At 42.1% G+C, this 24469-nt stretch carries 20 protein-coding genes; 7 read left to right on the top strand and 13 right to left on the bottom strand.

The window, feature by feature from the left end:
- Positions 1-83: 83 nt before the first annotated feature.
- Positions 84-1040 carry a hypothetical protein gene (locus tag HWQ40_RS24615; RefSeq protein WP_292783023.1) on the bottom strand — a complete coding sequence of 319 codons (957 nt, stop codon included), beginning with the start codon at positions 1038-1040 and terminating at the stop codon, positions 84-86.
- Positions 1041-1531: 491 nt separating this feature from the next.
- On the opposite strand from HWQ40_RS24615, the gene HWQ40_RS24610 reads away from it, so the two are divergent.
- Positions 1532-3634 carry a M3 family metallopeptidase gene (locus HWQ40_RS24610; RefSeq protein ID WP_292783020.1) on the top strand — a complete coding sequence of 701 codons (2103 nt, stop codon included), beginning with the start codon at positions 1532-1534 and terminating at the stop codon, positions 3632-3634.
- Between the two features lie 183 nt (positions 3635-3817).
- Here HWQ40_RS24610 and HWQ40_RS24605 read toward each other — a convergent pair whose 3' ends face one another.
- From HWQ40_RS24605 to HWQ40_RS24580, 6 genes are all read right to left on the bottom strand, one after another.
- Positions 3818-4618 carry a DUF928 domain-containing protein gene (locus HWQ40_RS24605; RefSeq protein WP_292783017.1) on the bottom strand — a complete coding sequence of 267 codons (801 nt, stop codon included), beginning with the start codon at positions 4616-4618 and terminating at the stop codon, positions 3818-3820.
- Positions 4619-4759: 141 nt separating this feature from the next.
- Positions 4760-7153, bottom strand: a complete 2394-nt coding sequence (locus HWQ40_RS24600) for a CHASE2 domain-containing protein (protein WP_292783015.1) — start codon at positions 7151-7153, stop codon at positions 4760-4762.
- A 176-nt stretch (positions 7154-7329) separates the two neighbouring features.
- Positions 7330-8298 carry a DUF1822 family protein gene (locus HWQ40_RS24595; RefSeq protein WP_292783012.1) on the bottom strand — a complete coding sequence of 323 codons (969 nt, stop codon included), beginning with the start codon at positions 8296-8298 and terminating at the stop codon, positions 7330-7332.
- A gap of 292 nt (positions 8299-8590) precedes the next feature.
- Complete coding sequence (locus HWQ40_RS24590) at positions 8591-11320, bottom strand: CHAT domain-containing protein (RefSeq protein ID WP_292783009.1); 2730 nt, start codon at positions 11318-11320, stop codon at positions 8591-8593.
- Between the two features lie 337 nt (positions 11321-11657).
- Entirely contained in the window at positions 11658-12308 is a 651-nt protein-coding gene (locus tag HWQ40_RS24585; RefSeq protein ID WP_292783006.1) for a sigma-70 family RNA polymerase sigma factor, read from the bottom strand.
- Between the two features lie 362 nt (positions 12309-12670).
- Positions 12671-13099, bottom strand: a complete 429-nt coding sequence (locus tag HWQ40_RS24580) for a DUF4363 domain-containing protein (protein ID WP_292783003.1) — start codon at positions 13097-13099, stop codon at positions 12671-12673.
- A 272-nt stretch (positions 13100-13371) separates the two neighbouring features.
- Here HWQ40_RS24580 and HWQ40_RS24575 point away from each other — a divergent pair, with 272 nt between their 5' ends.
- Positions 13372-13656 (top strand): peptidase, encoded by a 285-nt coding sequence (locus HWQ40_RS24575; protein ID WP_292783001.1) that lies wholly within the window; start codon positions 13372-13374, stop codon positions 13654-13656.
- A gap of 375 nt (positions 13657-14031) precedes the next feature.
- Here HWQ40_RS24575 and HWQ40_RS24570 read toward each other — a convergent pair whose 3' ends face one another.
- The 4 genes from HWQ40_RS24570 to HWQ40_RS24555 form a co-directional block, all read right to left on the bottom strand.
- Positions 14032-15408 carry a DUF2330 domain-containing protein gene (locus tag HWQ40_RS24570; RefSeq protein WP_292782998.1) on the bottom strand — a complete coding sequence of 459 codons (1377 nt, stop codon included), beginning with the start codon at positions 15406-15408 and terminating at the stop codon, positions 14032-14034.
- Between the two features lie 38 nt (positions 15409-15446).
- Positions 15447-16295: an RnfABCDGE type electron transport complex subunit D gene (locus HWQ40_RS24565; RefSeq protein WP_292782995.1), complete on the bottom strand. Its 849-nt coding sequence runs from the start codon at positions 16293-16295 to the stop codon at positions 15447-15449.
- Between the two features lie 230 nt (positions 16296-16525).
- Positions 16526-16966 carry a M10 family metallopeptidase C-terminal domain-containing protein gene (locus HWQ40_RS24560; RefSeq protein ID WP_292783534.1) on the bottom strand — a complete coding sequence of 147 codons (441 nt, stop codon included), beginning with the start codon at positions 16964-16966 and terminating at the stop codon, positions 16526-16528.
- Positions 16967-17043: 77 nt separating this feature from the next.
- Positions 17044-17883, bottom strand: a complete 840-nt coding sequence (locus tag HWQ40_RS24555; protein ID WP_292782993.1) for a calcium-binding protein — start codon at positions 17881-17883, stop codon at positions 17044-17046.
- A gap of 381 nt (positions 17884-18264) precedes the next feature.
- Here HWQ40_RS24555 and HWQ40_RS24550 point away from each other — a divergent pair, with 381 nt between their 5' ends.
- Complete coding sequence (locus HWQ40_RS24550) at positions 18265-18945, top strand: polysaccharide deacetylase family protein (RefSeq protein ID WP_292782991.1); 681 nt, start codon at positions 18265-18267, stop codon at positions 18943-18945.
- Positions 18946-18983: 38 nt separating this feature from the next.
- On the opposite strand, the gene HWQ40_RS24545 is transcribed toward HWQ40_RS24550, so the two are convergent.
- Positions 18984-20114, bottom strand: coding sequence for a class I SAM-dependent methyltransferase (locus HWQ40_RS24545; RefSeq protein ID WP_292782987.1), 1131 nt, complete (start codon positions 20112-20114; stop codon positions 18984-18986).
- A 513-nt stretch (positions 20115-20627) separates the two neighbouring features.
- Positions 20628-21605, bottom strand: a complete 978-nt coding sequence (locus HWQ40_RS24540; protein WP_292782984.1) for a carbohydrate kinase — start codon at positions 21603-21605, stop codon at positions 20628-20630.
- 362 nt (positions 21606-21967) lie between these two features.
- Between HWQ40_RS24540 and HWQ40_RS24535 the strand changes: the two genes are divergently transcribed.
- The 4 genes from HWQ40_RS24535 (at position 21968) to HWQ40_RS24520 (ending at position 24450) form a co-directional block, all read left to right on the top strand.
- The gene (locus tag HWQ40_RS24535; RefSeq protein ID WP_292782981.1) at positions 21968-22231 is read left to right on the top strand and encodes a helix-turn-helix transcriptional regulator; all 264 of its coding nucleotides are present in this window, start codon (positions 21968-21970) and stop codon (positions 22229-22231) included.
- A gap of 152 nt (positions 22232-22383) precedes the next feature.
- Positions 22384-22641 (top strand): hypothetical protein, encoded by a 258-nt coding sequence (locus tag HWQ40_RS24530; RefSeq protein ID WP_292782979.1) that lies wholly within the window; start codon positions 22384-22386, stop codon positions 22639-22641.
- Positions 22638-23339, top strand: a complete 702-nt coding sequence (locus tag HWQ40_RS24525; RefSeq protein ID WP_292782977.1) for a DUF6391 domain-containing protein — start codon at positions 22638-22640, stop codon at positions 23337-23339. Before HWQ40_RS24530 ends, HWQ40_RS24525 begins: the two co-directional genes overlap by 4 nt.
- A 115-nt stretch (positions 23340-23454) precedes the next feature.
- Complete coding sequence (locus HWQ40_RS24520) at positions 23455-24450, top strand: glycosyltransferase (protein ID WP_292783532.1); 996 nt, start codon at positions 23455-23457, stop codon at positions 24448-24450.
- Positions 24451-24469 lie beyond the last annotated feature (19 nt).

Below are 24469 nucleotides of genomic sequence, written 5' to 3'. Positions count from 1 at the left end.
TGAAGCGTGATAAGTAAAGTAAATAATCCATTGCCTACTATTGGAATACTAATCACTAATCGAAGTCTTCCAATCAGAAAAAACTAAGATTTGCTCTTATCGGCTTCTTTCTGTGCCGCCTCACTGTATTTTTTATAAAGTTGAGTACGAATCTTAGCTTCTTGATAACGGCTGTAGGTTTGTGGTACAGTACTCATTAAATCTGAAGCCCGTTGCCACTTAGCAGCAATCTCTAACCACTGAGTTGACGTTGTAGCTGTTTTGCCAGATGCAGAAGCTTGGTTGGCAATTCGCACAGATATTTGAAATGGATCGTCAGATGGCTCAGAAAAGCTATTGTTAGGAGCGCGGTATGGTGTTTGGGCTTTCCTATCGTTAGTATTTTCTGTAGCTAAAGATTTGGAAGTTTCTGGTTGTATTAGGTTTTTCAGTTTATTACCTAGCTGGGCATAAACAACCCAACTAAGCAACAACAGTGAGCATAAACCAGCTGCTGCTAATATCTTTGTTTTAGGTTTATTTTTGTATTTTTCTTTGTTAATGAGTACTAAAGGACGAGAGACTTGAGTTTTAGGATAATTTGGTTTTCCTAGTTCAGCTTGAGCTTCTGTGAAATCTTTAATTAATTGCTTTACAATATTTGGCTGAATTAATGTAATTTCTTGTGACCAAAGCAATTGATTCTCGCGATCGCTATCTATTTCTTTTAACCACAGCAATTGTTGTTCTCGAACAATCCGACTGTTGATCTTGACGCGGCGAATGTGACGCGGGGCGATAGACTCAAGAATTTGCTGGATTTGTTCTACCAGGGGAGATTGCTCTAGTTGCTCTACTTTAGCTGCCTCGCACAGAATTTGTAAGACACCATCAGAAAAAATGGCTCTAGTTCTGACACAAGACTGGGCTAGCTTTTCGTTCAATAGCTGAATAATCGCCGCAACGCTGCCTTGGTGAGCTTGCCAAGCGATATCGTTTATCCGGTCTACCACCTGAAATTTAGTGATAGCTTTTCCACCCTGACTGATTAACGTATTCATTAATTTAGGGACTCTTTTCTACTGACCTTGATCTTGTCTTCGATTTTACGAGTAAAAAGATGAGTTGCCAAATAATATCATAAATATGGAAATATGGAGCCTTCTTTTTTGGTTTGGTAAGGATACTCGCTGACGCTCAGTTAATTTGTATGCTTCCACACCTTGAAAACGTGGAATTCTTCGCCTGAAACTGCGCTTTCAAGGTAACGCCCATGCTGACGGACGAGTTAACTGTTTGACATAATACACCATCGCGTCTTTTTGCGATCGCCTTTAGTCAGATTCAGGTAGGTGAATACACTCTGTTCCCGATGCCAAGTGTTCATAAACTAAACAAAATGGTCATATCGGGATACTTTTGTGAGGAATTATCGTTTTTTTTACCTTTTTGCCAGAATGGCAATACTAAATAGCACAGCGATCGTTACATTAGAAGATATATAAATAAAAATCAACAATGATTTTTTTTCGTTCCCAGTTCACACAAAATCATGAGTGCAAGTACCATTATTTCCGATAATCCCTTACTCCAAGGCACTGGTTTACCTCCCTTTGCAGAGATTAAACCAGAACGAGTAGTACCAGCCTTCCATCAGTTGCTAGCAGAACTTGACCAGCAACTAGCCACCTTAGAGGCTAGCGTACAGCCGACTTGGAGTGGTTTAGTAGAACCCTTAGAAAAGCTGACAGAACGGCTTACCTGGAGTTGGGGGGCGGTAAATCATTTAATGGGTGTTAAAAATAGCCCGGAACTGCGCGAAGCTCATGAAATCGTACAGCCACTAGTTGTACAATTTATCAACAAACTCGGTCAAAGCCAACCCATCTACAATGCTTTTAAGGCACTCCGTAGCAGTGATAGTTGGGCAACTTTAGAATTAGCCCAACAGCGCATTGTAGAAGCCGCCATTCGAGATGCAGAACTTTCTGGTGTTGGCTTAAAAGGAGAGGTAAGAGAGCGTTTTAACGCCATTCAGATGGAGTTGGCAGAACTTTCTACCAAATTCTCTAACCATGTACTTGATGCCACGAAAGCCTTTAGCTTAACCCTGACAACAAAAGCGGAAATTGACGGTTTACCACCAAGTTTGGTGAGTTTAGCTGCCCAAGCTGCACGTGCGGCAAAAGAAGAGAACGCCACACCAGAAAATGGCCCTTGGCGCATTACTTTAGACTTCCCCAGCTACGGTCCTTTCATGCAACACAGCACTCGTCGAGATTTGCGTGAAAAGCTCTACAAAGCTCATATCACTCGCGCTTCTAGTGGCGATTTAGATAATAACCCGTTAATTGTACGTATTTTGGAGTTACGGCAAGAACTCGCAGATATACTTGGCTTTAAGAGTTTTGCCGAGTTGAGCCTTGCAAGTAAAATGGCTCCTAATGTTGAGGCAGTCGAAGCACTATTAGAAGAACTACGCCAGGCCAGTTATGATGCTGCTGTCAAAGACTTAAAAGAACTCCAAGCTTTTGCTGCATCTTATGGAGAAGAATATCAAGATTTAAAACATTGGGACATCAGCTTTTGGGCAGAACGCCAACGAGAAGCCAAATTTGCCTTTACGGCTGAAGAATTACGTCCCTATTTTCCCCTTCCCCAAGTGCTAGATGGCTTGTTTGGACTTGTTAAGCGGCTATTTGGTGTTACAGTAACCCCTGCCGATGGTAAAGCCCCAGTATGGCATGAGGATGTCCGTTATTTCCAAATAGCCGATGAAACTGGTTCTCCCATCGCTTACTTCTACTTAGACCCCTATAGCCGTCCAGCAGAAAAACGCGGTGGTGCTTGGATGGATGTATGCATCAATCGTGCCAAAACTGAAAATGGTGCTGCCATCCAGTTGCCTGTGGCTTATTTGATATGTAACCAAACTCCCCCAGTAGATGGCAAGCCGAGTTTGATGACTTTCTATGAAGTAGAGACTTTGTTCCACGAGTTTGGTCATGGATTGCACCACATGCTTACCAAGGTTGACTATGCTGGAGCCGCAGGTATTAATAATGTAGAATGGGATGCAGTGGAACTACCCAGTCAGTTTATGGAAAACTGGTGTTATGAGCGACCCACTTTGTTTGGCATGGCTAAACATTACGAAACTGGAGAAGCCCTACCAGAGCATTATTATCAAAAACTGCTAGCGGCGCGTAATTATATGAGTGGTACTGGTATGTTACGGCAAATTCACCTTAGCAGTCTTGATTTAGAACTACACTACCGCTATCGTTCCGGTAGCAATGAAACTCCAGCAGATGTGCGTCATCGCATAGCCAAGACTACTACTGTTTTACCACCACTTCCAGAAGATTCAATGTTGTGTTCTTTTGGGCACATTTTCGAGGGTGGTTATGCAGCAGGTTACTACAGTTACAAATGGGCTGAGGTACTTAGTGCTGATGCTTTTGCAGCTTTTGAAGAAGCTGGGCTAGAAAATGAAGAAGCTATAAAAGCTACAGGTCGGCGTTATCGGGATACGGTGCTAGCACTCGGTGGTGGCAAGCATCCAATGGAGGTGTTTAAAACTTTCCGGGGTCGTGAACCAAGTACGATCGCTTTGCTCAGGCACAATGGTTTAGTAAGTGCTGCTGCAAACTAAACAACACATCTGTAGAGATGTTGTATTGTAACCTCTCTACATCAATTTTTGCTTATACCAATTCAATTAATGATTGCAACACATCCTTGTGTAAAGTAAAGACGCGATGAATCGCGTCTCTACAAATGGTCTATTTGTTGCATTCTTTTTCAAATTGGTATTAACTGAAAATTTTTTCCTAGTTTAAGGTGTTCCTGGAAGAATGGGTTCTTCGGCAACATCATCTAAGCGGATGCTGCCTAACAAATTTTGCCACTCTGCTTTCAATGCTGGATCTTGAGGATTTTTTTGACGCAGTTCAGCCAACGTCGTCAGTGCCTCGTACCATATCCCGTTTTGGGCATAGATAGCATAGCGCTTTATAGGTTCTGCGGTTTCTATTTCTTTGACTGTTGCTTGACTCAGATTAACTCGTTTTATTACCCCTTCAACAAAACTTGGAGGCGAGTTCTTTTGCTTGTCACAGTTAATGGTGAAAAACCAACGGTATTGTTTGTCTATTGCTAAACCGGGTGCAGTGGTAGGCAAAGAAACGCGGATGACTCCTGGCTTATCTGGGAGAGCGATCGCTTTTTTGTATACCTCATTAACGTCTGGATCTTGCAGCACAAATTCAACTGTATATGGTGAATCTTTGTTATATGGCACATAGAAAAACCAACTTGGATGTTCTACTGTTGTTTGTCCCCAGACATTAATCACTGAGTTAGCTTCCTGAGTAAAGGGCACTAAAGCAGTCAAGTCAATTTTAGGTGTAGGACATCCAGGTTCCCCACGCTTCGCTCCACCACGAACGCGACCTCCAGGAGGGGAGCCAGCTGGAATTGGAGGTTGATTAAAGGTTTTGGCTTGAGCAAGGACCGTTTTAGCATTAGAGCGATTAGGGGTTGGTTTCGCCAGTACTGGAGTCAGACTAGCTAATAAACTTGTACAGCTAAAAGCTACTACTAAAAACAGTTTTATCGGTTGTGAATTTGAATTCATAGAAACCTGACCTGATAGGATTTTAGATTTTAGATTTTAGATTGGGCACAAGAGGCAGAGGTGCAGAGGGGAAAAAACTTCTCGTGATTGCGCTGTGCGTTACGGCAATAAAAAGGTGCAGAGGGGCAGAGGGGAAAAAACTTACTGCAACTTCTCCCCTGCTCCCCTGCCCTCTGCCCCCTGCCCCCTTGCTTCTTCCCCATTCCCCACCCGCACTTTTGTTTTTGAATTATTATAAATTGACATCAAACTCCCCATAGCTACCAGTGATAAAGCCGACGGTACGAAAGGCACCCAAGCACCCGAAATTAACAGACCAAAGCAAAGTACATACAAAACGCTAGAAGTAACACCGATTGCCAATGCCAACCAGGGTAAGGAAAGCCTGCGCCAAGCTAGGACTCCCCCAATCAAAGACCAGCCCCAAACCCAGGCGACCTCCGCCCACCATGACCAAGCCCGCAGCAAGGGCCGCCCATCCTGAACTGCACCAAGGATCTGGCTGACCATGTGAGCTTGTACCAGTACTCCTGGCATTTGCTCATCTAAAGGAATGCCATAAGGTGTAGGCCAGGTGTCTGGAGAATCCCCCTTTGCAGTCACACCAATCAGAACAATCCGGTCTTTGATGGCGTTGGGGTTAATTGGACTAGATAAAAATTGCGTTAGCTTTACCTGTTCGGCTATTTCTTTTGAAGAACGATAGTTGAGTAAGATTTGACCGCCATTAGCATCAATATTTTGATAGCCACCAGTACGAGACTTCAGATTCGGAAAAATAGTCTTACCCAACTGCAAATTTCCTTCAGGGGTGAACTTTGTTTGAATTCCTAAAGGGTGCAGATAAAAGGATGCTAGTTGGAAACTGAAGGAATATGGAGTAGAACACAATGATGTCGTCTCTTGCTTCATGAACAGAAGATGCCGACGAATAACTCCATCCCGATCGTGAATAAAGTCACTGAATCCCAAATTTGCTGGAGGGATTTCTGGTGGCGCCTTAATGCCTTTAATATTTCCTGAGCTATCACTCCCCTTGCATACGCCAACCAAGTTCTGAGTTTGCTGGAGACGAGTAATTAAATCTGGCTCTTTGGCCTTAAAATCACGGTAGACATCCAAACCAATTGCGCGGGGTTGGTATTGATTCAGTTTTGCTAAGAGTTTATTGAGAGATTTTTCGGAAATAGAAGCTCCGATCAAGGACTCCCCATTTTGTCTTTGAGTCGCCAGATCCTCATCGTCAATTGTGATGATCAACAGTCGGGGATCGAGTCCTTCTGCGGGGCGCGATCGCATCATCAGGTCAAAGGCTTGAATCTCTGGATTTTCTAGCAATTCCAGCAATCTCACGCCAAAAACCAAAGCTGTAACTGCCAAGCTGAATAACAAAATTCTTTTAAATCTGCGTCTGTTAGATAAAGGTAAATTTGCTTGATCTTCATCTTCAGATTTTGTAGACCTTAATTCATTCCAAGTCGGTGGTATCTGCGCCGGATTTTGGCAAATTACTGGTAGCCAAGTTGCACAAGGAAATCTATCCTCAAGTCCTTGCAAGCGTTCCCGCGCTTGGCGTACCGCTTGATATAAAGACTCGCCACCGGCAAAGCCTTGGAGAAAATACTTTAAAAACTCCTTCGCAACCTGGTCTGGGACAGGTTCGCGCATGACAATCATTTGAGGAATTTGCAAATCAGCCAATTCTCGCGCCAATCCCAATCCATCACAGGAGTTGAATATAGCTAATTGCAAGCCATTTTCAATAGCTTTCCTAAGAGCGTACTTTAACTCACCAATGGTAAGACTATCAGTTCTATTCAGGTAAATTCGTCCACTTTCTCCATTTCCCTGACTGGAACTGTGTCCGGCAAAGAAAAGAATATCCCAGTTTTTTCCCCAGAGATGGTCTGTCAAGTCCTTACGTTGTGGTTCTACCAAAAAGCTCACCTCTGCGTTACTACACTGTTGCAGTAAAGCTTGATCAGCTTGGGTATCAATCCCCTTACTATTGCCCACAATTGCCAAAATATTGACTAATTGATTGAGAGTGCGTGGCTTGGGAATGCGATCGTAAGATGGTGAAGAAAGGGCAATTTCCGCTTTGGGATAGCGTTCTAATAAGTCCCACAGATGCCAGGGTAATAGCTGCAATTGGCTATTTTCTGTTTGCAGAATCACCCGTACTTCGTCGCTGGACGATAATCTTTCTAACCATTTTTCCCTCAAAGGGCGAAACTCCTCTGCTCGCAGCCAGGTATTAAAGCGTGCCCGCAAAATATGAGAAGCGTTTTCGCAGTCTTGAACCATCGATACATTCGTCACCTGCATTTGGTCAGCATGGAGGCGATAACGATTGCCTATCTGTCGATAACTAGACTGCCAATGACTATAATAGAGCGGCATTTCCGGGAATGAAGGTAGTCTCCCGGTGATTTCTGTTGCAGCACGCTCGTGTTCTTCACCAATTTGGAGGGTGACAGCAAACCCCTGCTCAAAACTACCCTCTCCAAATTTGATCGCCACTAATTTACCCATAACCGTCGCTATCTCCCCATGCAAGATCGTGTCCTGTTCTAATGTCCGATCGCAAGCTTCACAAGCGTCTACAGATTTTTTTCAAAATCCCCAAAAGCTGGCTTGGATTTTTAATTTTTAATTAATGAATTATCACTTAATAAATTACCGACAAAGAAGGAAGATCGCTACATATTTCAAATTCGGAAATATTCGGTAATACTGGTATTATCCAAGGCTACTCTAACACTAAATTCCTCTGTAGGTTCACCACGAAACTGCAACTGAATGTAGTTGTCTGATTTTCTAGATTGAGCGTCGAGAAATATTGCTCCTGAACTATCTATAACAGTGAGATGAACTCCTGGTGGCAAGTAGATTTGATTTCCAGTGGCGTGCAATTGGAGATGAATACTAGTTTGTTGATCTTTTTTGGGGCTGATTTCCACAATCAACATCACAGGTTGGTTGTGGATTTGGATACCTAAATCAATCACTTTTGCCCGTTTAGTAATTGATTCTGGTTGTTTGAGGGCATCTAATTCCAAAGTTTCAATACTGCGAAAGGCATAAGTTGGCCTGAGTTTCGGCACGTTCCACAGCGATTCAATAGTCTCCCAGCCAGTCTCAAATATACCAGCAAACCACTGACTCAAATTCACTAATGAATTAACTGGGGATTGACGCAACTGCCAGATGTGGTCAATAAACGCTTCCAATGGTTGCAGTTGTGCTAAAGGAACTGTTTCAGTTACCACACTAGTGATAAAACCAAGCAGCCTTGCTTCTTCGAGTGATTCATCAAATTGAACTATTAAATAACCCACCCGTTCTTGCCAAGTTTCTGGAGGAATAGAACATATCTGCTGATGCAGATGGACGGGGCGACACTCCAGACGGCCAATTGAGGGCACTTCTAAATCAGCGACATCCCCACAAAGGCGCATGATGGGGTTCCAACTGTCACTAGCTTGAAGATCGGTAGGAATATCCATCATCTGCAAGTAGTCATTCACCACCCATACAGCTAAAGTATTCAGCCGGACTTGCTCTGCTTTTTCAGGATTTGGTTGCTGGTTAGCAAATTGCTGGGCAGTTATGCGAGCTGTTTGGGAAATCGGCAATATTAAAGCGAAATCATCTAGCTGATAGGTGGAGTTATTCATAAGTCAATTTCTAGGGTTCAATGCTGCTATGTATATATCACCCGCATTCAATAAATTTATGCCACAAAATTGAATACTGGAAAAAGAGAATTGGGGACTGGGGATTAGGTAAAAATATCCCATAAAATTAAAAGATTGTATATTGAAATGATATATGAGATAGAGCTTTTGAGTATTTATACTTTTCTCAAGATAGCTTCAAGCTGCTAAAAGCGGCTTATCAACTAGCAAATAGTTTGCCAAATTTTGAGCGTACAATTTGAGCGATCGATTACGAAGATTAGCTCCCAAATCACAACCAATTACCAATCAATACATAGGCAGACCAAAAGCTTGGCGCTCTGTAGTTGGGATGTTTCAGCAGTTGTAGCTGGGCGCGGTGGACTGCTTCGGCTTTGGTGATTTTGCCACTCTTGAGTTCTCGATAGAAGGCACTAACAAACATCGCTGTTGATTCATCATCAATTTGCCACAGGGAAGCTATGGTACTACGTGCCCCAGCTCGGACAGATGCTCCTGCTAGACCGAGTGCTGCACGGCTGTCTCCTGTTGCTGTCTGGCAAGCACTCAAAACCAATAATTCTACTACGGTTTTACGCTGACTGCGGAAGAGAGTATCAAAATCTTTGACATTGATCTGACCATCGAAATCTAAAATAAAAGTGTCTTCAAGGCGGGAACTAAACTGACCGTGGGTTGCCAAATGTACTATGTTGAATGAAGCAGCATTAATTTCACTTTCCAAATTCTTTTTCTTAAAATCTCCATCCAATAGGCTGGTTGTCGAAACTCCTGCTTTAGCAATACCGTCAAATTCAGATTTGATCGCCAGCAATGGTGCAAACTTGGGAAATCCTGGCGGTGGCTGAGTCAGTCCTGCGGTTAGCGCTCTAAGCTGCTGTTTTACCAGCGGTTTCGGATCGAGAAGTTGTAGACCGACGCTCAGGGCGATCGCATATTTCTCTACCAAGTATTGTTTACCATCGTAGAGAGCTGCCATTGGTAAATTGCGTAATGGGACATCTAGGACGAAGACTAAGGTATCGACGCGACTTTGTTGCAATTGTGACTCAATGGGTTTAAGCAGCCAGCCGTAAACTTTTTGCGATTGGGTTTGGACGATCTTAGTAGCAGTTGGATCGACAAGATTTCTTCGCAGTTCTATTAAAAGTTTCTCTACTTCCCCTTGGGAAATCTTAGTACTGTAACTTTGCAGAGGTTGTTTAGGAATTTTGACAATTACCTGGAGTTCGTCACGAAGAATAATTGGATAAAGGATGGCAGCCTTGGAATTATCTTTGTCTACTACTCGGTCGAGGGCTACTTTCTGACCTTGCAGACAAGCTTCCTGAAAGAAGTCGTCTAATTCTGCTAGTTGGAGTGCTTCAATCCGCTGGCGTGCTTTCTCCAATATTTTTTCATTTGGTTTTCCCTGTTGAGATTGCAGCAGTAACTCTACTGACTGGCGGTAGACGGGTTCTACACTGTCCCGGAAGTCAAATTGCACATCCTGGTTCACTACATCTTTATTGACTACTAAATCTCTGCGGAGAGACTCAAGAGTATCTACAGCAGCATCATAAGCGGCGATCGCACCATTAATATTTTTTTGTGCCCAAAGCAATCTACCTAACTGCCACTCCAAGCTATAGGTAATTTCTGGTGCATTGCTACTCTGTGCCAAAGCTAATCCTTGCCGGGTCAGGTTTTGCGCTTCTGACCACTGTTTGGTTTCTTCGTACAAGCCGCCTAAACTCTTCAGAGCATAAGCCTCTGCCCGCTTGTCACCTAAACTGCGGGATTGCTGGATGGCACTAGCGAGTAATTTTGCTGAGTCTTTTATACTTAATCCTGAGTAAAAACTCTGACTGGACGCTTGTAATACACCACTCTTGACTTTTGCCAAACTTTGCGAAAAGTTAACCTGAGCGTAAATACTCGCACGGCTGAGGGGGACTTGGTCGAGGCGGGACTCAATCGACGGCAAAAGAGTTTGAACCTTTGCCCATTCTTTATCTTTAATCAGTAGTCCCAGGTGATTGAGTTGTGCTTGAACTTTTGTTAGAGGTGAGGGAGATACTGCGACTGTTTGTTGATAATAGGCGATCGCCCGTTCCTTTTGGTTTTGTTTACGGGCATTATTCCCCAAACTGAACAGACTAGCCCCAATATCAGTGCTTGATTGTAGATTTTGAGCAATTATCAGACTTTCTTCTAGGGCTTTGCGTGATTTTTTCAAATCGCCCAATACCAAAAGGGCATCACCGAGCGAACGCAAACTCACTGTCTTTTCTATAGAATCTGGTTGAGATTTTAACGTCTGACTTATTCGATCGAGTGTTTTGAACGCTCGCGGGTAAAATCCTTGGGTGCGCCACGCTTGTGCTTGATTAATTAGCGATCGCACCACGCCACTGTGATTATCTGCTTGTTTGTAAATTTCTTCTGTCTGCTGCCAAGTTGCCAAAGCCGCCTCAGACTGTCCCATTGCCAATTGCAGACGACCTTGAATATCTAGTGATTGGGCAAATATTTGCAGATTTTGGTTTTTATCCTGTCTTTTGAGTAAATTTAAGCTTTCTGTAATTGCCTGCTGCGCCTGACTCCATGCACCGAGTTGCTGGTAAGCTAGGGAAAGATTACTCAGTGTCACTGCTAGTGCAAGGCTCTCCCCTTGCTGCTTATATATTTGGACAGCCTGTTGTAACACTTCTACAGCTTTGGCAAAGTTGCCATTACTGTATAAAACTTTGCCCTGCTGTAGGAGTGAAGCGGCATCAGTGGGCACAGCCAGCGATGTCAGACTGTTTATTGGCAGTTGGGATGAAGAATTGATTGAGCTAGGAACTTTTGCTAGCACTGGTGAACCGACAATGCATAGCAAAGCGGCCAGGAAGTACAAAGGCAAACGTAAAAAGTGAGCTAGGGGTGTGAGCCAGCGCGTCCTTGCCGTTTCCCGACCCCTGCTTTTAAACTTTAGAGAATTCGTGCCAAAAATCCTAGTTGTTTTAGGCATAAGCATGACGAGAGGTAGGTGATAACCAGAAACACATAGGATCAACTATTAGGCTAACAGGGTAATGTTACCATTCCCATCCCTCACCAATCTTGGAGCTTCCACAATCTTCTTATTTGTTGCGATCGCAGTGAAACTTGATTAGCAAAGTATAGTTAAAAGGCGATCGTAAACCTTAAACAAAAACCTACCGAAATAGTGCTGAGTAAAAAGTAAAATTAACTAGGCTTAGGCATAAAATTAATTCCGAGGAATGAATACCTCGGCTGAAAGTGAGAAAATTCATCAGTACTACTTCTGACTCAGCACTGGCTCAACCCTAGCTATTCGCTATCAGCACCGATCATAATAATCCCTCCAATTCTGCAAACTTACGCAAACGCGGTAAACATTGGCGTTGATAAAAACTGCTTAATGTCGGAATTGACAACCCAAATTCCTCAGATAAATCTTTCCAGCTAACTTCTGGGGGTAAGCGTTTGAGAATTAACACCTGACAATTCACATCTGGACGCCCTTTAATGTAAGTACCGCGCAGTTCCCCATCCGAATCTGTCTTCGTCCATATCTCCAAGTCTTCCAAAATCGGAGGTGCTTGGGGGCTAGCCGGTAGGTTATCTACAGGATCAATAGTTTCACTTGTTCCACCAGATGTAGACTGACGAATTCTCAGAGAGACTGTTGTGGCTTGTTCTCGGTTCTGGTTAAGGTAAAAGTCTTGTAGTCTCCGTTTTAGGTAAGCATTCAGCCAGGTGATCACAGTGCCATAATTGGGATCGTAGGTTTGGCCTGTCAAGCCTTCACAAACATTGCGACAGAAATACAACCAAGTTTGTTGTAGTGCGTCTTGATAGTAGGGAGTAGGTTCCCTCCAGAGTCTACTTGCTGTCAAGCGAATAATTTGCGTGAGCAGCTTCTGACGCTGAGGGCTTCCAGGTTGGTGTCCACAGGCTTCTGTAACTAAGCGGCGTAGCTGTTCATCGAATTGAACCATGACAATCTTGGCGAAGAAAGCAAGAATATCTTAGTATTACGTATAACAACACCCGAAGAATTACCTTTTCTCAAGATACTGGATCTTTTTTAAAAGGAAGTGAGAAACGGGCATAGACTATTAGGAGATTTGAGGTTCTGAAGTAAATAGAACTTAGATTTGACACTCTCCAGGCTTCAGCGATGGAGATTCTTAAGACATCGAGCGCCTTAATATCCTGGTTGCTTGGGTTCTCAAACTCACCACGTTTGCTCATACAGCTTGGTGGTACACTCAATTTACTGCTCTTATCCCTACCCTATGAGTACATTCAGGGTAGCGAGAGCCGCGATGCATTCAAAATGATTTCAATGGGTATTTAGTTAAGATTTTGAAACAGCAGTAATAGTTTTTTCTAATGACTGTAATGTTGTCAATAATTTGTCTTTTTGGGGTTTAGAAGCTTTAAGTTCTCCTGTAACCTGATCCATATTTGTCTCTATAGTTTCATAATTCTTAGGAGATTTAACTTTGATACCGTCTTCAACTTCTTTCCAAGCATCCTCAAATTTGTCAAATTCTTTTTTAGCTTCAACAAAGTTGCCAGATGTAACTGCGGCTTTAGTTTTGGATACTATAGTTAATAAACTACTATTACCTGTAGTGGATGTTGTCGCTGGGGCTGATGCTGCGCTAGCATTAGGAGTCACCGCTGGGGTAGTTTGGGTAGTAGGTTGTTCAGGACTGTTGCAGCCTACCAAAGCTAACAAGCTTATACCCACAACGCTCGACATTAGTTGAAAACGCTTCATTGTAAAACTCCTCGATTCATTATTAAGCTGTAATTGACGAAAGTGAATAGTCTGCTGCTTGCCAGCATTAATAGCAATATTTATGGGGCTAGTCTTTACTAGATAAATATATCACTTAACCCTATACTTATTTATAGAATAAGTTGACAAAGGTAAAAACATACATCGAAAACTCAAAAATGCAGGAGAAAAACATGATTTTTCCATAATTCAGCAACGCCTAACTTTAATAACCACTAGTATAAAAACAATAACCTTTCTAGAAAATGACTATGAAACGATCATTTCGTAAGTATCATCGCACGATTGGCATCATAATTTGTCTACCTTTAATGTTAACTGTATTGACGGGAATATTGACAACTATTGTTAAGGAATGGCCAATTAGTACTGGTTTTTCTTCTAGTTTGCTGTTAAGAATTCATACAGGAGAAATATTACATTTAGAAGCAATTTATCCGATTTTTAATGGATTGGGACTGATTAGTCTGCTGGTAACAGGAATAAGTATGTCGGGATTATTCAATCGGAAAAAACGGAGCAACATCAATAACTAAGATTAGCTGATTCGAGATTTAGGAGGTTCTCGGAGGAGTATTCCAACAATACTTTAAGACTTATCAGTTGATAAAAAATAAGGGAAGTAATATCATGTCCGCATAATTAGTTATGATTCCCACAGTCATTGCACCCCACCCCTTAATCCCCTCCCCGCAAGCGGGGAGGGGAGACAAAGCGTAGCTTTGGCGGGGTGGGGTTCTTCGGGTTTGATAAGTAATCAAGCGGACATGATATAAATTACAGCAGATTTCAAGTTGGGGAGGTACAAAAGCTAAGTATGTTACCCAAATCCAAAGCAGATTTTACTGCTGAATTCTGCTGTATCAGATTTGATTTTTTAAATTAATCTTACTCCTCACTCCCCACTCTTATTAATATAATCCCAGCCAGGATAGGACATTTTCCCACCAAGAATATCTTAGATTACTTACACTCAATTTCATTTTGTTGCGAATATCTTGAATTTTCCAGTTGGTTAGTTTAGCTAGAGTTTGCGCCTCTTGTTCAAAACGTTTGGGTAAAGACTGCTTATATTGTCTACCAGCCTGACATTTAAGTTCCCCTTGGAACGGATGTTGCAAAACATAGCGTCCTTGAAAAGATTCACTGTTGGCAGTTTGTTGAAATATCAAATCTTCAGGGAATTTGTCACGGGTATAGCGAACATGCAATCGAGAGATGAAGACGTTACTTCTAGGAGAGGGACGACGAAAACTGGGGGGTACTGGCACATTACTTGTAGAATTATCATCTAGCCAAAATACCCCTGCTTGCTTGAGTTCTTCTGGAGTCAGGGGTTCAGCAGAACAAGGATCGCAACTACCCATATCCCAAGCGTATTCTAGAAAACCAACTTTCCTGTCTTCTTTGGTGTAGATAGTTTGAAACATGGATTTGTAGAATTCACCAAATTCATCTTTGACAAATAAGGGAATGTTAGCGTCGGAGGGAATTTTCACCGTCCGATAGTTGGTGATTTCTGCTTGTCCTTGGGGCGAGAGGATGTAGACAATCAAATCTTGCTCTGTCGTAGCATTGATCATGCCTAAACGAATTGGCAGCATGAATTTAGGCGATTGGTAGGAAATTTGTAGTGGACGGAGAAACTGGTAGCCAGATTGCTCGAATTTATCCAAGTTGACTTTAGCAACAAAGAATTTCATTGAGGAGCGAATATAAGGCTGAAGTAACTGTTTCGCACCTCTGGGGATTTTGTAGCCATTGCGTTTAAGCCAAGTTTCCAATCCACCAGATTCTTTCGCACTGAGGATCACAATGTCGTATTCGCCAACGTTAAAACGTGCTTCAACCGTCACACCCAAACTAGCATCGCCCCTTGCACTCACTGCCTCACTTCTCGCTGCTGCTGGCGCTGGTGCTGCTGATAACTCTCTATCGTAAACTGGGGCACAAGGATCTGGGTCAAAATATTCTACCAATCGCGGCGCACTAAAAGCATCTAGGCGCTCGATAATCTTGGGTTCAGTGACGTGAACTTGTTCTTTTTGCAGCACCGTTGGCACTGGTACTACCATTGCAAAATCTTTGACTTCGCCTTGAAAATCGTTTGCCATTGTTAGGATAGTGCGATCGCCATCCCGCGCGATCGCCACCTGAGAAGCTTTGTTATACAGTTTTGTATCAGCTTTGGCTACATAAAATCCACAAAATGCCCAAGCTGCTGGTGCAAAGCACAAAACAGCTACAATTGCCAACAATAATGGTGTTAAAAGTCGAAAAAACTTCATTTTTTATACCTCTATCTTTTTTAGTGCTGAGTCAGAAGTTAGGAGTTAGGAGTTAGAAGTTCTACCCCTGCTTCCTCATCTTTCTCTTGCCAAGCAAACCTTGGGGCTAACCAGAAAACATCTAGCAGGATGCTCAACGGTGCAAGGGCAAACAGCGCCCAGAAAACTGCTGTGGAAACAAAGAAATAATTTCGCAGGATAAAAGTTAATCCAGCGATACAAACTGCCCAAACTACGCGCCCAATTCGGGAATTGGGGATCGATCGCGGATCTGTAATCATAAATAGGGCGAACAGCAGCAAAGACCCACTCATCAATCGATGCCAGTAAACATCCCAAGTCCAACCCAGCCAGAGATTGCGAATCGCCTCTAGCAAAGAGTAGGAACCCAAAAAAGCTGCTGTGGTGTCCCAGCGACCAACGCGCTGCAAAATCATGCCGCCAGTACCGAGAAATAATAGCCCATACCACCACTCTTCACCCCATTGTCCCGGCGAAACCCAAGCATCGGGAGTGAGAATCAAGGCAGATATGATGCCAAAGTTGGCAGGATTGAAGAAATGCTTATCGCCGACTCGGAAGATAAATTTGCTGGCGATCGCAATTGCTGCGGCTATTGCCATTGTTGTCGAGTGGTCAGCCCGCAACAGTAAACTGAGTCCCAGTGAGGTAATTAAAGCACTGCGCAAATTTGGGTTTTGTCCTTTGTTGTTTGCTAATGACCAATGACCAATGACTAATGACAATATCCATTGAGTTGCTAGACTTGTGGCGATCGCTACCCCAATTAACTCTGGTCGCAGCGTCCAATCTCGTGTACCAATTCCCAAGACTAGGAACAAGCCCAAAAATAAAATCTGATAATCTCGTATATCTTTTAGTAACATCAACCCTTAATTCAGGGATTCCCCGTAGATTTCTCATCAATTTAGACGAGTACTAGGTAAAATAGCATTGCTGTTACAGATTTTGTTACAAAATAATGCATTCACAGACTAAAGCGATCGCTGTGATGTTTGAACTTAAAGATAATCAAAAAAGGTAGGGATGCGATCGCATCCCTACTTTTTCAAGTTAATTGATCGAAGTATGAAGATATGGAATAAAAGGAAAAGATTTATACCAGCACAACATCTAGATTAACTGAGAAGAAAGAAGGCTTGTTCTCAATGGTGGCGAATTGATCCCCTGCGAAGAATAAGTTACCATTAGTGCTGTTGTAGCTGAACTGGTTGTTAGAGCTAGCACCAAATGCAGACTTGGAAATCTGGATTTTGTCACCCTCTGTCCACTCGAAGTCTTTGATGATATCGATACCTTCAAATTTGCTATTGAAGACAAACTTATCTGCGCCAGCACCACCTGTGAGTACGTCAGTGCCATAACCACCAACGAGAGTGTCACTACCTGCTCCACCGTCAAGAACATTATTGGTATCATTACCAACAATCGTATCGTTGCCAGCTGTACCAATTAAATTCTCAATGCTGACTAATTTATCCGTGAGAGTAGAATTTCCCGGAAAGCTAACTACACCAGTGGAAAGATTGGCATCAATTGGGCCGGAAAAGAAAGCATAAGATGTGGTATCAATTCCAGTACCGCCATCAATGGTGTCAAAGCCAAAGCCACCATCTATGAAGTCATTACGAGAACATTATTGGCATCATTACCAACAATCGTATCGTTGCCAGCTGTACCGATTAAATTCTCAATGCTGACTAATTTATCCGTGAGAGTAGAATTTCCCGGAAAGCTAACTACACCAGTGGAAAGATTGGCATCAATTGGGCCGGAAAAGAAAGCATAAGATGTGGTATCAATTCCAGTACCGCCATCAATGGTGTCAAAGCCAAAGCCACCATCTATGAAGTCATTACCTGCTCCACCACTGAGAACATTATTGGCATCATTACCAACAATCGTATCGTTGCCAGATGTACCGATTAAATTCTCAATGCTGACTAATTTATCCGTGAGAGTAGAGTTTCCCGGAAACTTAACTACACCAGTAGAGAGATTGGCATCAATTGGGCCAGAGAAGAAAGCGTAAGATGTGGTATCAGTTCCAGCACCACCATCAATGGTGTCAAATCCAAAGCCACCATCGATGAAGTCATTACCTGCTCCACCGTTGAGAACATTATTGGCATCATTACCAACAATCGTATCGTTGCCAGCTGTACCGATTAAATTCTCAATGCTGACTAATTTATCCGTGAGAGTAGAGTTTCCCGGAAAGCTAACTACACCAGTGGAGAGATTGGCATCAATTGGGCCGGAAAAGAAAGCATAAGATGTGGTATCAATTCCAGTACCGCCATCAATGGTGTCAAAGCCAAAGCCACCATCTATGAAGTCATTACCTGCTCCACCAAACAGTTTGTCATCACCATCAAAGCCTCTAAGGGTATCGTTGTCACTACTGCCGAAGACAACATCATTGCCATTAGTTCCGTAATAATTAATTGCCACGAAAGTTTATCCTTAATAAAGATTAATTGTTAATATTAGGACTTACAATTTGACAAAAAGACAATTATGTGAAAGAGGCTGTAATTTTCTTTTCCACCTACTTCTGTGACTGCGATATTTCCTGTTGATCTGACAACTAAAAAAATAAGTTGAGTCAGCTAGGCAGGAATAGATCGTGAGTGGAAACTACATTTCCAACTTGGAAACAGGAACAAGGTAAAATTTACTAACATTACAAGGAATGCTAATTCATATAACTGTCCATTTGTACAGCGTGTAAGTTCTAGATATTAAGACTGTTAAGTGTGCGAATCATGCTTAACAGCCCTATATTAAGTAATCAGTGTAGTTACGCAAGATTACGGAAAAACAAAAAACTTTATGCAGCTAGCTCCCCTGTTTCCAATTTTCTACCGCATTCTCCAGCCGAGTTTTCCCAACTGCCTTTGGAGTGGAAATCCCCATACTAAAGCGATCGCACTCACATTCGATGATGGGCCCCATCCGCAATACACGCCCGAAGTCTTGGCAGTGTTAGATCGTTACAACATTACAGCGAGTTTTTTTTGGTTGGGTGTTTGCGTCAACCGTTCACCAGCCATTGCTAAAACCGTTAGCGATCGCGGACACTGGATCGGATTGCATGGCTACGATCATCGCTCTTTTCCCATGCTTTCCCCAAATGACCTGAAGGACAGTTTAGAAAAAACCCAAGCTGCCATTTACAATGCCTGCAATCTGCAACCTGGACAAGTGCAAGATGTCCGCCCTCCCAATGGTTTATTTACACCTGCTACTTTAAAATTGTTCTTTCAGTGGAATTACCGCCCAGTTATGTGGAGTGTTGTACCAGAAGACTGGGTGCAGCCAGGTGTCACCACCGTGGTACAGCGAATTATGCAGCAGGTCAAAAATGGTTCAATAATTGTTTTGCATGATGGTGCTTGTGGTGGACAAGATGTTGCTGCTACAATTCAAATTCTCATTCCGCAACTGCTACAACAAGGTTATGAGTTTGTGACTGTTGATACTCTATGGCAGCAAGCTAAGACAACCCATTGATAACTCGATAGGTTGAGCGATCGCTAAATTATTAGGACTTACGCATGAACCAATAGATATTGACCGTTACCAAGAATTTCACCATTACAACCGTCAAAATACTGTATGCACAAGAGCAAATAAAGTCTCCACATCCGGCAGAACTTGGCATAGTTCATACCATAATTCAAATCTTTGATTTTTGCTTGATTTTGGTCAAAATTCATCAACCAATTTCTGAGGGTTTTTGAGTAGTTATCACCATTTAAATACCATCGATTAATGGTTTTCAAGTCTGTATTAATCTTTGGTATGACATCATAATTCCACACCCGCATATTGGGGAAAATATATTTATTGATAAAAGGATGAGTTATATTGTCAGGTAATTTGGTTGTGATTATATGAATTAAAACCTTACCATCATCTTTGAGGATAGAAGCCAGTTTTGAGAATGATTTTGTTAAATTACCTACATGTTCAAACAGCCCAATCGCGATAATTTTATCAAACTTATTCTCCAAATCAATATCATTAAAGTCCTTTTCATATAGAGTGAATCTATCTGAACTGAGGTAACTGCTAGGGTCTTGCATTTTTTTCCGCATATATTCGCATTGCTCGTGGCTCAAATTCAGAGCCGTTACTTTCACATGCGGAAACCGGGAAAGAATGTAATTTGATGCAGAACCCCAACCGCATCCCAAATCTAAGATTTCGTCTCCGTCTTCAATACCTGCTTTTGCAATCAAATCGTCGAGCATATCAATTTGAGCTTGCTCAAGGTTGGATGCTCCTTTTTCCCATAAAGCCATCGTGTATTTGGGATATAAAAGTTCTGTCTCTTTCAAGATCAAACTGAACATTTTTTCGGGTAGGTTGTATTGAACCTTCATTAGTTCGTGTGACCCTTCTGCAAGGCGATCGCTTTCTTGCAACAACCATTCATAGGGAACTAAAAGAGCAGGAAAATACTTGTAGCTGATTTGTATGGAGAGATTTAAAAGGGCTTTAAGCAGAGGATCGGGGATTTTTAGCCCATTGATATAAACCTCTGCTCCTGCCATTAAGATTGCATTAAATCCGGCGATCGCTGTGCGGCTTGCTTGGTAAGCAATTCCACTTTTATTATTTACATCTCCTACTAAAGGAGTATGTCTTTGGATATCTTTTGGAATGCTGGAAGTCATGTATATAGCCCCGATATTTCTATTTAAATTTTTAGTTTTCTTAGCGTTATTGTCAGATTTTAGCGAGCAATAAATGGCTGGTTAAGGCATAAGGCAGTTCCTATGAAACAAGTTTCACCGCCAAGCATGAAAATGTCTTTCTCCCCCTGTTCTTTCAAGTCAGAGAGTAGAGAACAGAAGGGTTGTAGACTTATGATAAAACTAAATAAAATTGAGACTTATAAAACAAATTTATTGTATTAAAAATTAATATTTTATTATCTTATGAAGCATAATCACGGCTCCAAACTAATTTCTCAGGGTCGTATGCAAAAACATTACGTTCCTTGCTTCCATTTGAAGCATTTGCATCTCATCCAAAAGTATTGATCTTTGGGTTGCAAAACTATTTGATAAATTGCATTTACATTTATTGTGCAATATGAAAGCAGAATGGCATGAGGATTTTCTTCCATTTTCTAGCCAGGAGTATCAGCCTTTAATAGCTGATATCCCAGTGGCTTATGCTAGTTCCTAGAGTTGATGTGCGGCTAGAAAAGCTTTGACTTCAGCAGCAGTAGGTTGAGAAGCGATCGCACCTGCTTTAATGGTAGTCAATGCCCCAACAGCACTGGCATAAGTGACAATGCGTTTTGCTGTTTCTGCATCCCGCAAGCTGTGGATACCATACTGACTTAGTTGGTGGATGAATCCTGCCAAAAAGCTATCTCCTGCACCAGTTGTATCAACTACAGGGATGGAAAACGAGGGTAATTTGCCTTCGTTCTCACCCAGACAATAAGTGCAGCCGTTTTCGCCATCTGTCACCAGTACTCCCTCAATTGAAGCTAGACGATAAGTAATGGCTCCGGGATCTGCGGTTTCAAATAGCCATTCAGCTTCTTCTTTGGAGAGTTTGAGGAAATCGACTCGCTTAAATAATTCTGGAATTTTTTGATGGGCAATGTTTGGCTCTTTCCAAAATACAGGACGCCAGTTAACATCCAGCACAATTTTTAAGTCGTAATGTTCTGCTAACTCTAAAGCGCGATGAATTGCCTCTTCACTTTCAGGATAGGCTAATTCCAAAGTACCCAAAACCAGAAAATCTGCCTCTTGAAACAGCGAATCTGACAATTGTTTAGCTTGCAGGCGAGTATCGGCAAATTCTGCGGTGTCATACTGACCAAATCCGGCAAAGGTGCGATCACCAGCCAGATCCCGTGTAACATAAACTTGTCGCGTTGGTGCTGTGGGATGGCGTTGTACTCCCGTCGTCTCTACACCTACATCTTGTAATAGCTTAACCAGTGTATTCCCTGGCTCATCTTCGCCAACAGCTCCGATAAATCCCGCTGACATTCCCAGCTTGACTAAAGCACAGGCTACATTAGCTGGTGCCCCTCCTGGGTAAGGAGTCCAAGATTTCACTTCTTCCAGCTTTAGCCCCAATTGATCGGCTAAACAATCAAACAAAATTTCACCAAGGCACAAAACACGGGGATTGCTCATCTCATTTTCAATTTTAGATTTTGATTTCGGATTAGGAATTTACAGTATAAAATCTACAATAGTTTTTGCTAATCTGTCGCCAGTCCTTCATAGAATTAAATAGCAATTTTTACTACTCTATAGCATGTATATGCTTCTAATTCTCGCTTATTTTATCTCAGTACCTAGACAATATATTTATCAAAAAAAGACATATTTATTACTTCAAATGCTGCGTAGGTTATATTTTTAGCAACTTGAAATCCAAAGAAAATATTGACAATCGGATTACTGCTAACACTTGAAACCCCTACCAAGAAAAGAATCTTCTAGAATTAGAAAGAGCGATTAAGTACATATACCAAGGGAGGATAGAAATAGTCATGGCTGGTGGCAAGTCTGAGACCCCCGTTAGTCTGTCAGACAGAGAACTGCAAATTATCGACTTAGTAGCCGCTGGCTTAACTAACCAAGAGATTGCAGCAAAACTGGAGATTAGCAAGCGTACAGTTGATAACCATATCAGTAATATTCTCACTAAGACTGAGACAGATAATCGAGTAGCTCTTCTCCGCTGGGCTTTACAGTGGGGCAAAGTCTGTTTGAATGATGTCAATTGCTGTACTCTGCCTAACCAGATTGAATAAACAATTTACTAGTAGAAGCGTAATTGCCTTGGTCTAGTAAATTACAAGCCAATTTTGAGTTTTACTGATTGTTCCCCTCTTTACGCCTAAGTTTTCAGTGTGAACACTCTACCAAAAGTTCCGAGTCCATCACTCAGCCGGAGTTTATATTAGTGGAGCCAGCTGACCCTCGGACTCGGAAACTATCAAAGATCAGAATTCCTTTCCAAATTGATTGGGGAGCAGGGGAGCAGGGGAGCAGGGGAGAAGTTGCTGCAAGTCTTTCCCCTCTGCCCAATGCCCCATGCCCAATGCCCAATACCCTAACAAAACAATCATCTACAAAAATTAGCAACAATTCAGTGGTGCAAGCGTTACATTTGAAAGAAATCTATGTTGCCCCATCGGCTTTGGGAGTAGTGTTCCAATGAATACTTCCGCTTCTTTTCAGGGTAGCTCGTCTCCCTTTGAATTTTTTAACTTTGATTTTACGATACCTGTATCTGAGAAGGTTCCAAGTCTAGAAGACCAATCTTCAGACTTTCCGCAACCCATACAAGATACCGACTTACTCAGACAGCTATCATTTATTCCAGGGTTGAAAGAAATTTTGATGCTGCGGCAGGTTCATGCTTTAGAACATGCTACTGTTTGGGTTCTTAGCGAATCAAAAAGCGCCTATTCTGGCCCAGCAGAATCCACTAACGTTCAACTAGATAATGAACTATTAGGCGGTTTATCTACTGAGCAGGGATTCTACCTCTATGGTGAGGTAAATATTAGTGATTTGCGGCGTGCAGTCACACTTGCTCGACATCGCATCACCAGTGGAGAGTGGGATTTGGCTGTACATCCCCGTTGTGGCACAAATTTATCAGTAGCAATGCTCTTAACGGCTGGACTAGCTGTCGGTGTGCATCTATTACTACCATTTCGACCAATCGAGCAACTTATAGGTTTGGGGTTAGCAGCAACGACAGCCGCTGAACTCGCACCTGATTTAGGTTCCATAGCGCAGCGTTACTTAACAACTGCTATTCCTTTTAACCTAGCAATTGAAAATATTACCCGTACACGAGATGTTTGGGGGCGTGAGGCACATTTTGTTAAAGTGGGCTGGCAAGAGTAGGGATGAGGGTGATGAGGGAGATGAGGAGGATGAAGAAGATATTGCTCCTTCATCTCCCCCTGCTCCCCCATCCCCCCACTCCCCACTCCCTACTTCCCACTCCCCTAAAAAAATTATGAGAAAACTTTACTTCTTACTCCCAGGTACAGATAGCAAATTTGCCTGTGGTGGTCTTTGGGCTGAGTTAAAAGCACTTAATCTAGCTCAGAATTTCTGTAGTGCTGATGTTGTAACTTACCGTCAACGGGAAAAAGATAAGCTTTTTATTGATGATTTGCTAAAAGAGAAAAATTTAAATGATGTAATTTTTGTGATCAGTTGGGGATTTGATATAGCTCAACTCGTGGCTAAACTTAAGCAATACAATGTCGTTTACCATGCACATAGTGCAGGTTATCCATTTAGGCTACCTGCAAGTATTCCAATTATGACTGTTAGCCGCTATACAATGGGATATTGGGGAGAAAAATCACCCAATTCTCTGATTTATTATTTGCCCAATCAAATTTCTGATGAGTTTCAAAATTTAGGTTTGGAACGGGATATTGATGTTTTAGTTCAAGCTCGGAAGTCTTCTGAGTATTTAATTAAAGAATTAATTCCAGCATTGCAAAAACGTTGTAAAGTCTTGGTTGTTGACTCATACATAGAGAATTTACCCGGACTATTCAACCGAGCTAAGGTTTACCTATATGATTCTGCTGAGTACTGGGCACAACAGCGTGTGAGTGAAGGATTTGGTCTACAACCAATGGAAGCTCTTGCTTGTGGTTGTCAAGTATTTTCTAGTGTCAACGGTGGACTAGCTGATTACTTAGACCCTGGATTTAATTGCTATAAAATTGCTGGATATTCTCAAGAATATGATGTGCAACGTATTTTGAAAATAATTGAATCTTCAGTAGATTTTAGCTTATCTGAAGGCTTTTTGGTTGAGCATCGGACTGAAAATATTATTAAGCGTTTCCAAGTTATTTTGGATGAGTTAAATGAGTTTTTTGACCACAAAATTCATCAGCCGTCTAATATTAAGAGTTTGACGAAAATACGGATGGCGAAATTACTCGCTCAGAGGATATATGGGAAACTGAGGAAGAAATATTTTAAGTAATACGAATAATACAAACGAA

The organism is Nostoc sp. NMS9 (assembly GCF_017114995.1).
Lineage (GTDB): Bacteria > Cyanobacteriota > Cyanobacteriia > Cyanobacteriales > Nostocaceae > Nostoc.
The sequence above is the reverse complement of the archived record's forward strand: the minus strand, read 5'-3'. Positions and strand labels throughout refer to the sequence as shown.

Excerpts from the sequence above, each read along its gene's own strand:
- HWQ40_RS24580 (WP_292783003.1), bottom strand. The coding sequence starts at position 13,099 with ATGAAGCGTTTTCAACTAATGTCGAGCGTTGTGGGTATAAGCTTGTTA.
- HWQ40_RS24535 (WP_292782981.1), top strand. The coding sequence starts at position 21,968 with ATGGCTGGTGGCAAGTCTGAGACCCCCGTTAGTCTGTCAGACAGAGAA.
- HWQ40_RS24615 (WP_292783023.1), bottom strand. The coding sequence starts at position 1,040 with ATGAATACGTTAATCAGTCAGGGTGGAAAAGCTATCACTAAATTTCAG.
- HWQ40_RS24565 (WP_292782995.1), bottom strand. The coding sequence starts at position 16,295 with ATGTTACTAAAAGATATACGAGATTATCAGATTTTATTTTTGGGCTTG.
- HWQ40_RS24575 (WP_292783001.1), top strand. The coding sequence starts at position 13,372 with ATGAAACGATCATTTCGTAAGTATCATCGCACGATTGGCATCATAATT.
- HWQ40_RS24605 (WP_292783017.1), bottom strand. The coding sequence starts at position 4,618 with ATGAATTCAAATTCACAACCGATAAAACTGTTTTTAGTAGTAGCTTTT.
- HWQ40_RS24550 (WP_292782991.1), top strand. The coding sequence starts at position 18,265 with ATGCAGCTAGCTCCCCTGTTTCCAATTTTCTACCGCATTCTCCAGCCG.
- HWQ40_RS24610 (WP_292783020.1), top strand. The coding sequence starts at position 1,532 with ATGAGTGCAAGTACCATTATTTCCGATAATCCCTTACTCCAAGGCACT.
- HWQ40_RS24525 (WP_292782977.1), top strand. The coding sequence starts at position 22,638 with ATGAATACTTCCGCTTCTTTTCAGGGTAGCTCGTCTCCCTTTGAATTT.
- HWQ40_RS24595 (WP_292783012.1), bottom strand. The coding sequence starts at position 8,298 with ATGAATAACTCCACCTATCAGCTAGATGATTTCGCTTTAATATTGCCG.
- HWQ40_RS24545 (WP_292782987.1), bottom strand. The coding sequence starts at position 20,114 with ATGACTTCCAGCATTCCAAAAGATATCCAAAGACATACTCCTTTAGTA.
- HWQ40_RS24570 (WP_292782998.1), bottom strand. The coding sequence starts at position 15,408 with ATGAAGTTTTTTCGACTTTTAACACCATTATTGTTGGCAATTGTAGCT.
- HWQ40_RS24600 (WP_292783015.1), bottom strand. The coding sequence starts at position 7,153 with ATGGGTAAATTAGTGGCGATCAAATTTGGAGAGGGTAGTTTTGAGCAG.
- HWQ40_RS24540 (WP_292782984.1), bottom strand. The coding sequence starts at position 21,605 with ATGAGCAATCCCCGTGTTTTGTGCCTTGGTGAAATTTTGTTTGATTGT.
- HWQ40_RS24585 (WP_292783006.1), bottom strand. The coding sequence starts at position 12,308 with ATGGTTCAATTCGATGAACAGCTACGCCGCTTAGTTACAGAAGCCTGT.
- HWQ40_RS24520 (WP_292783532.1), top strand. The coding sequence starts at position 23,455 with ATGAGAAAACTTTACTTCTTACTCCCAGGTACAGATAGCAAATTTGCC.
- HWQ40_RS24590 (WP_292783009.1), bottom strand. The coding sequence starts at position 11,320 with ATGCTTATGCCTAAAACAACTAGGATTTTTGGCACGAATTCTCTAAAG.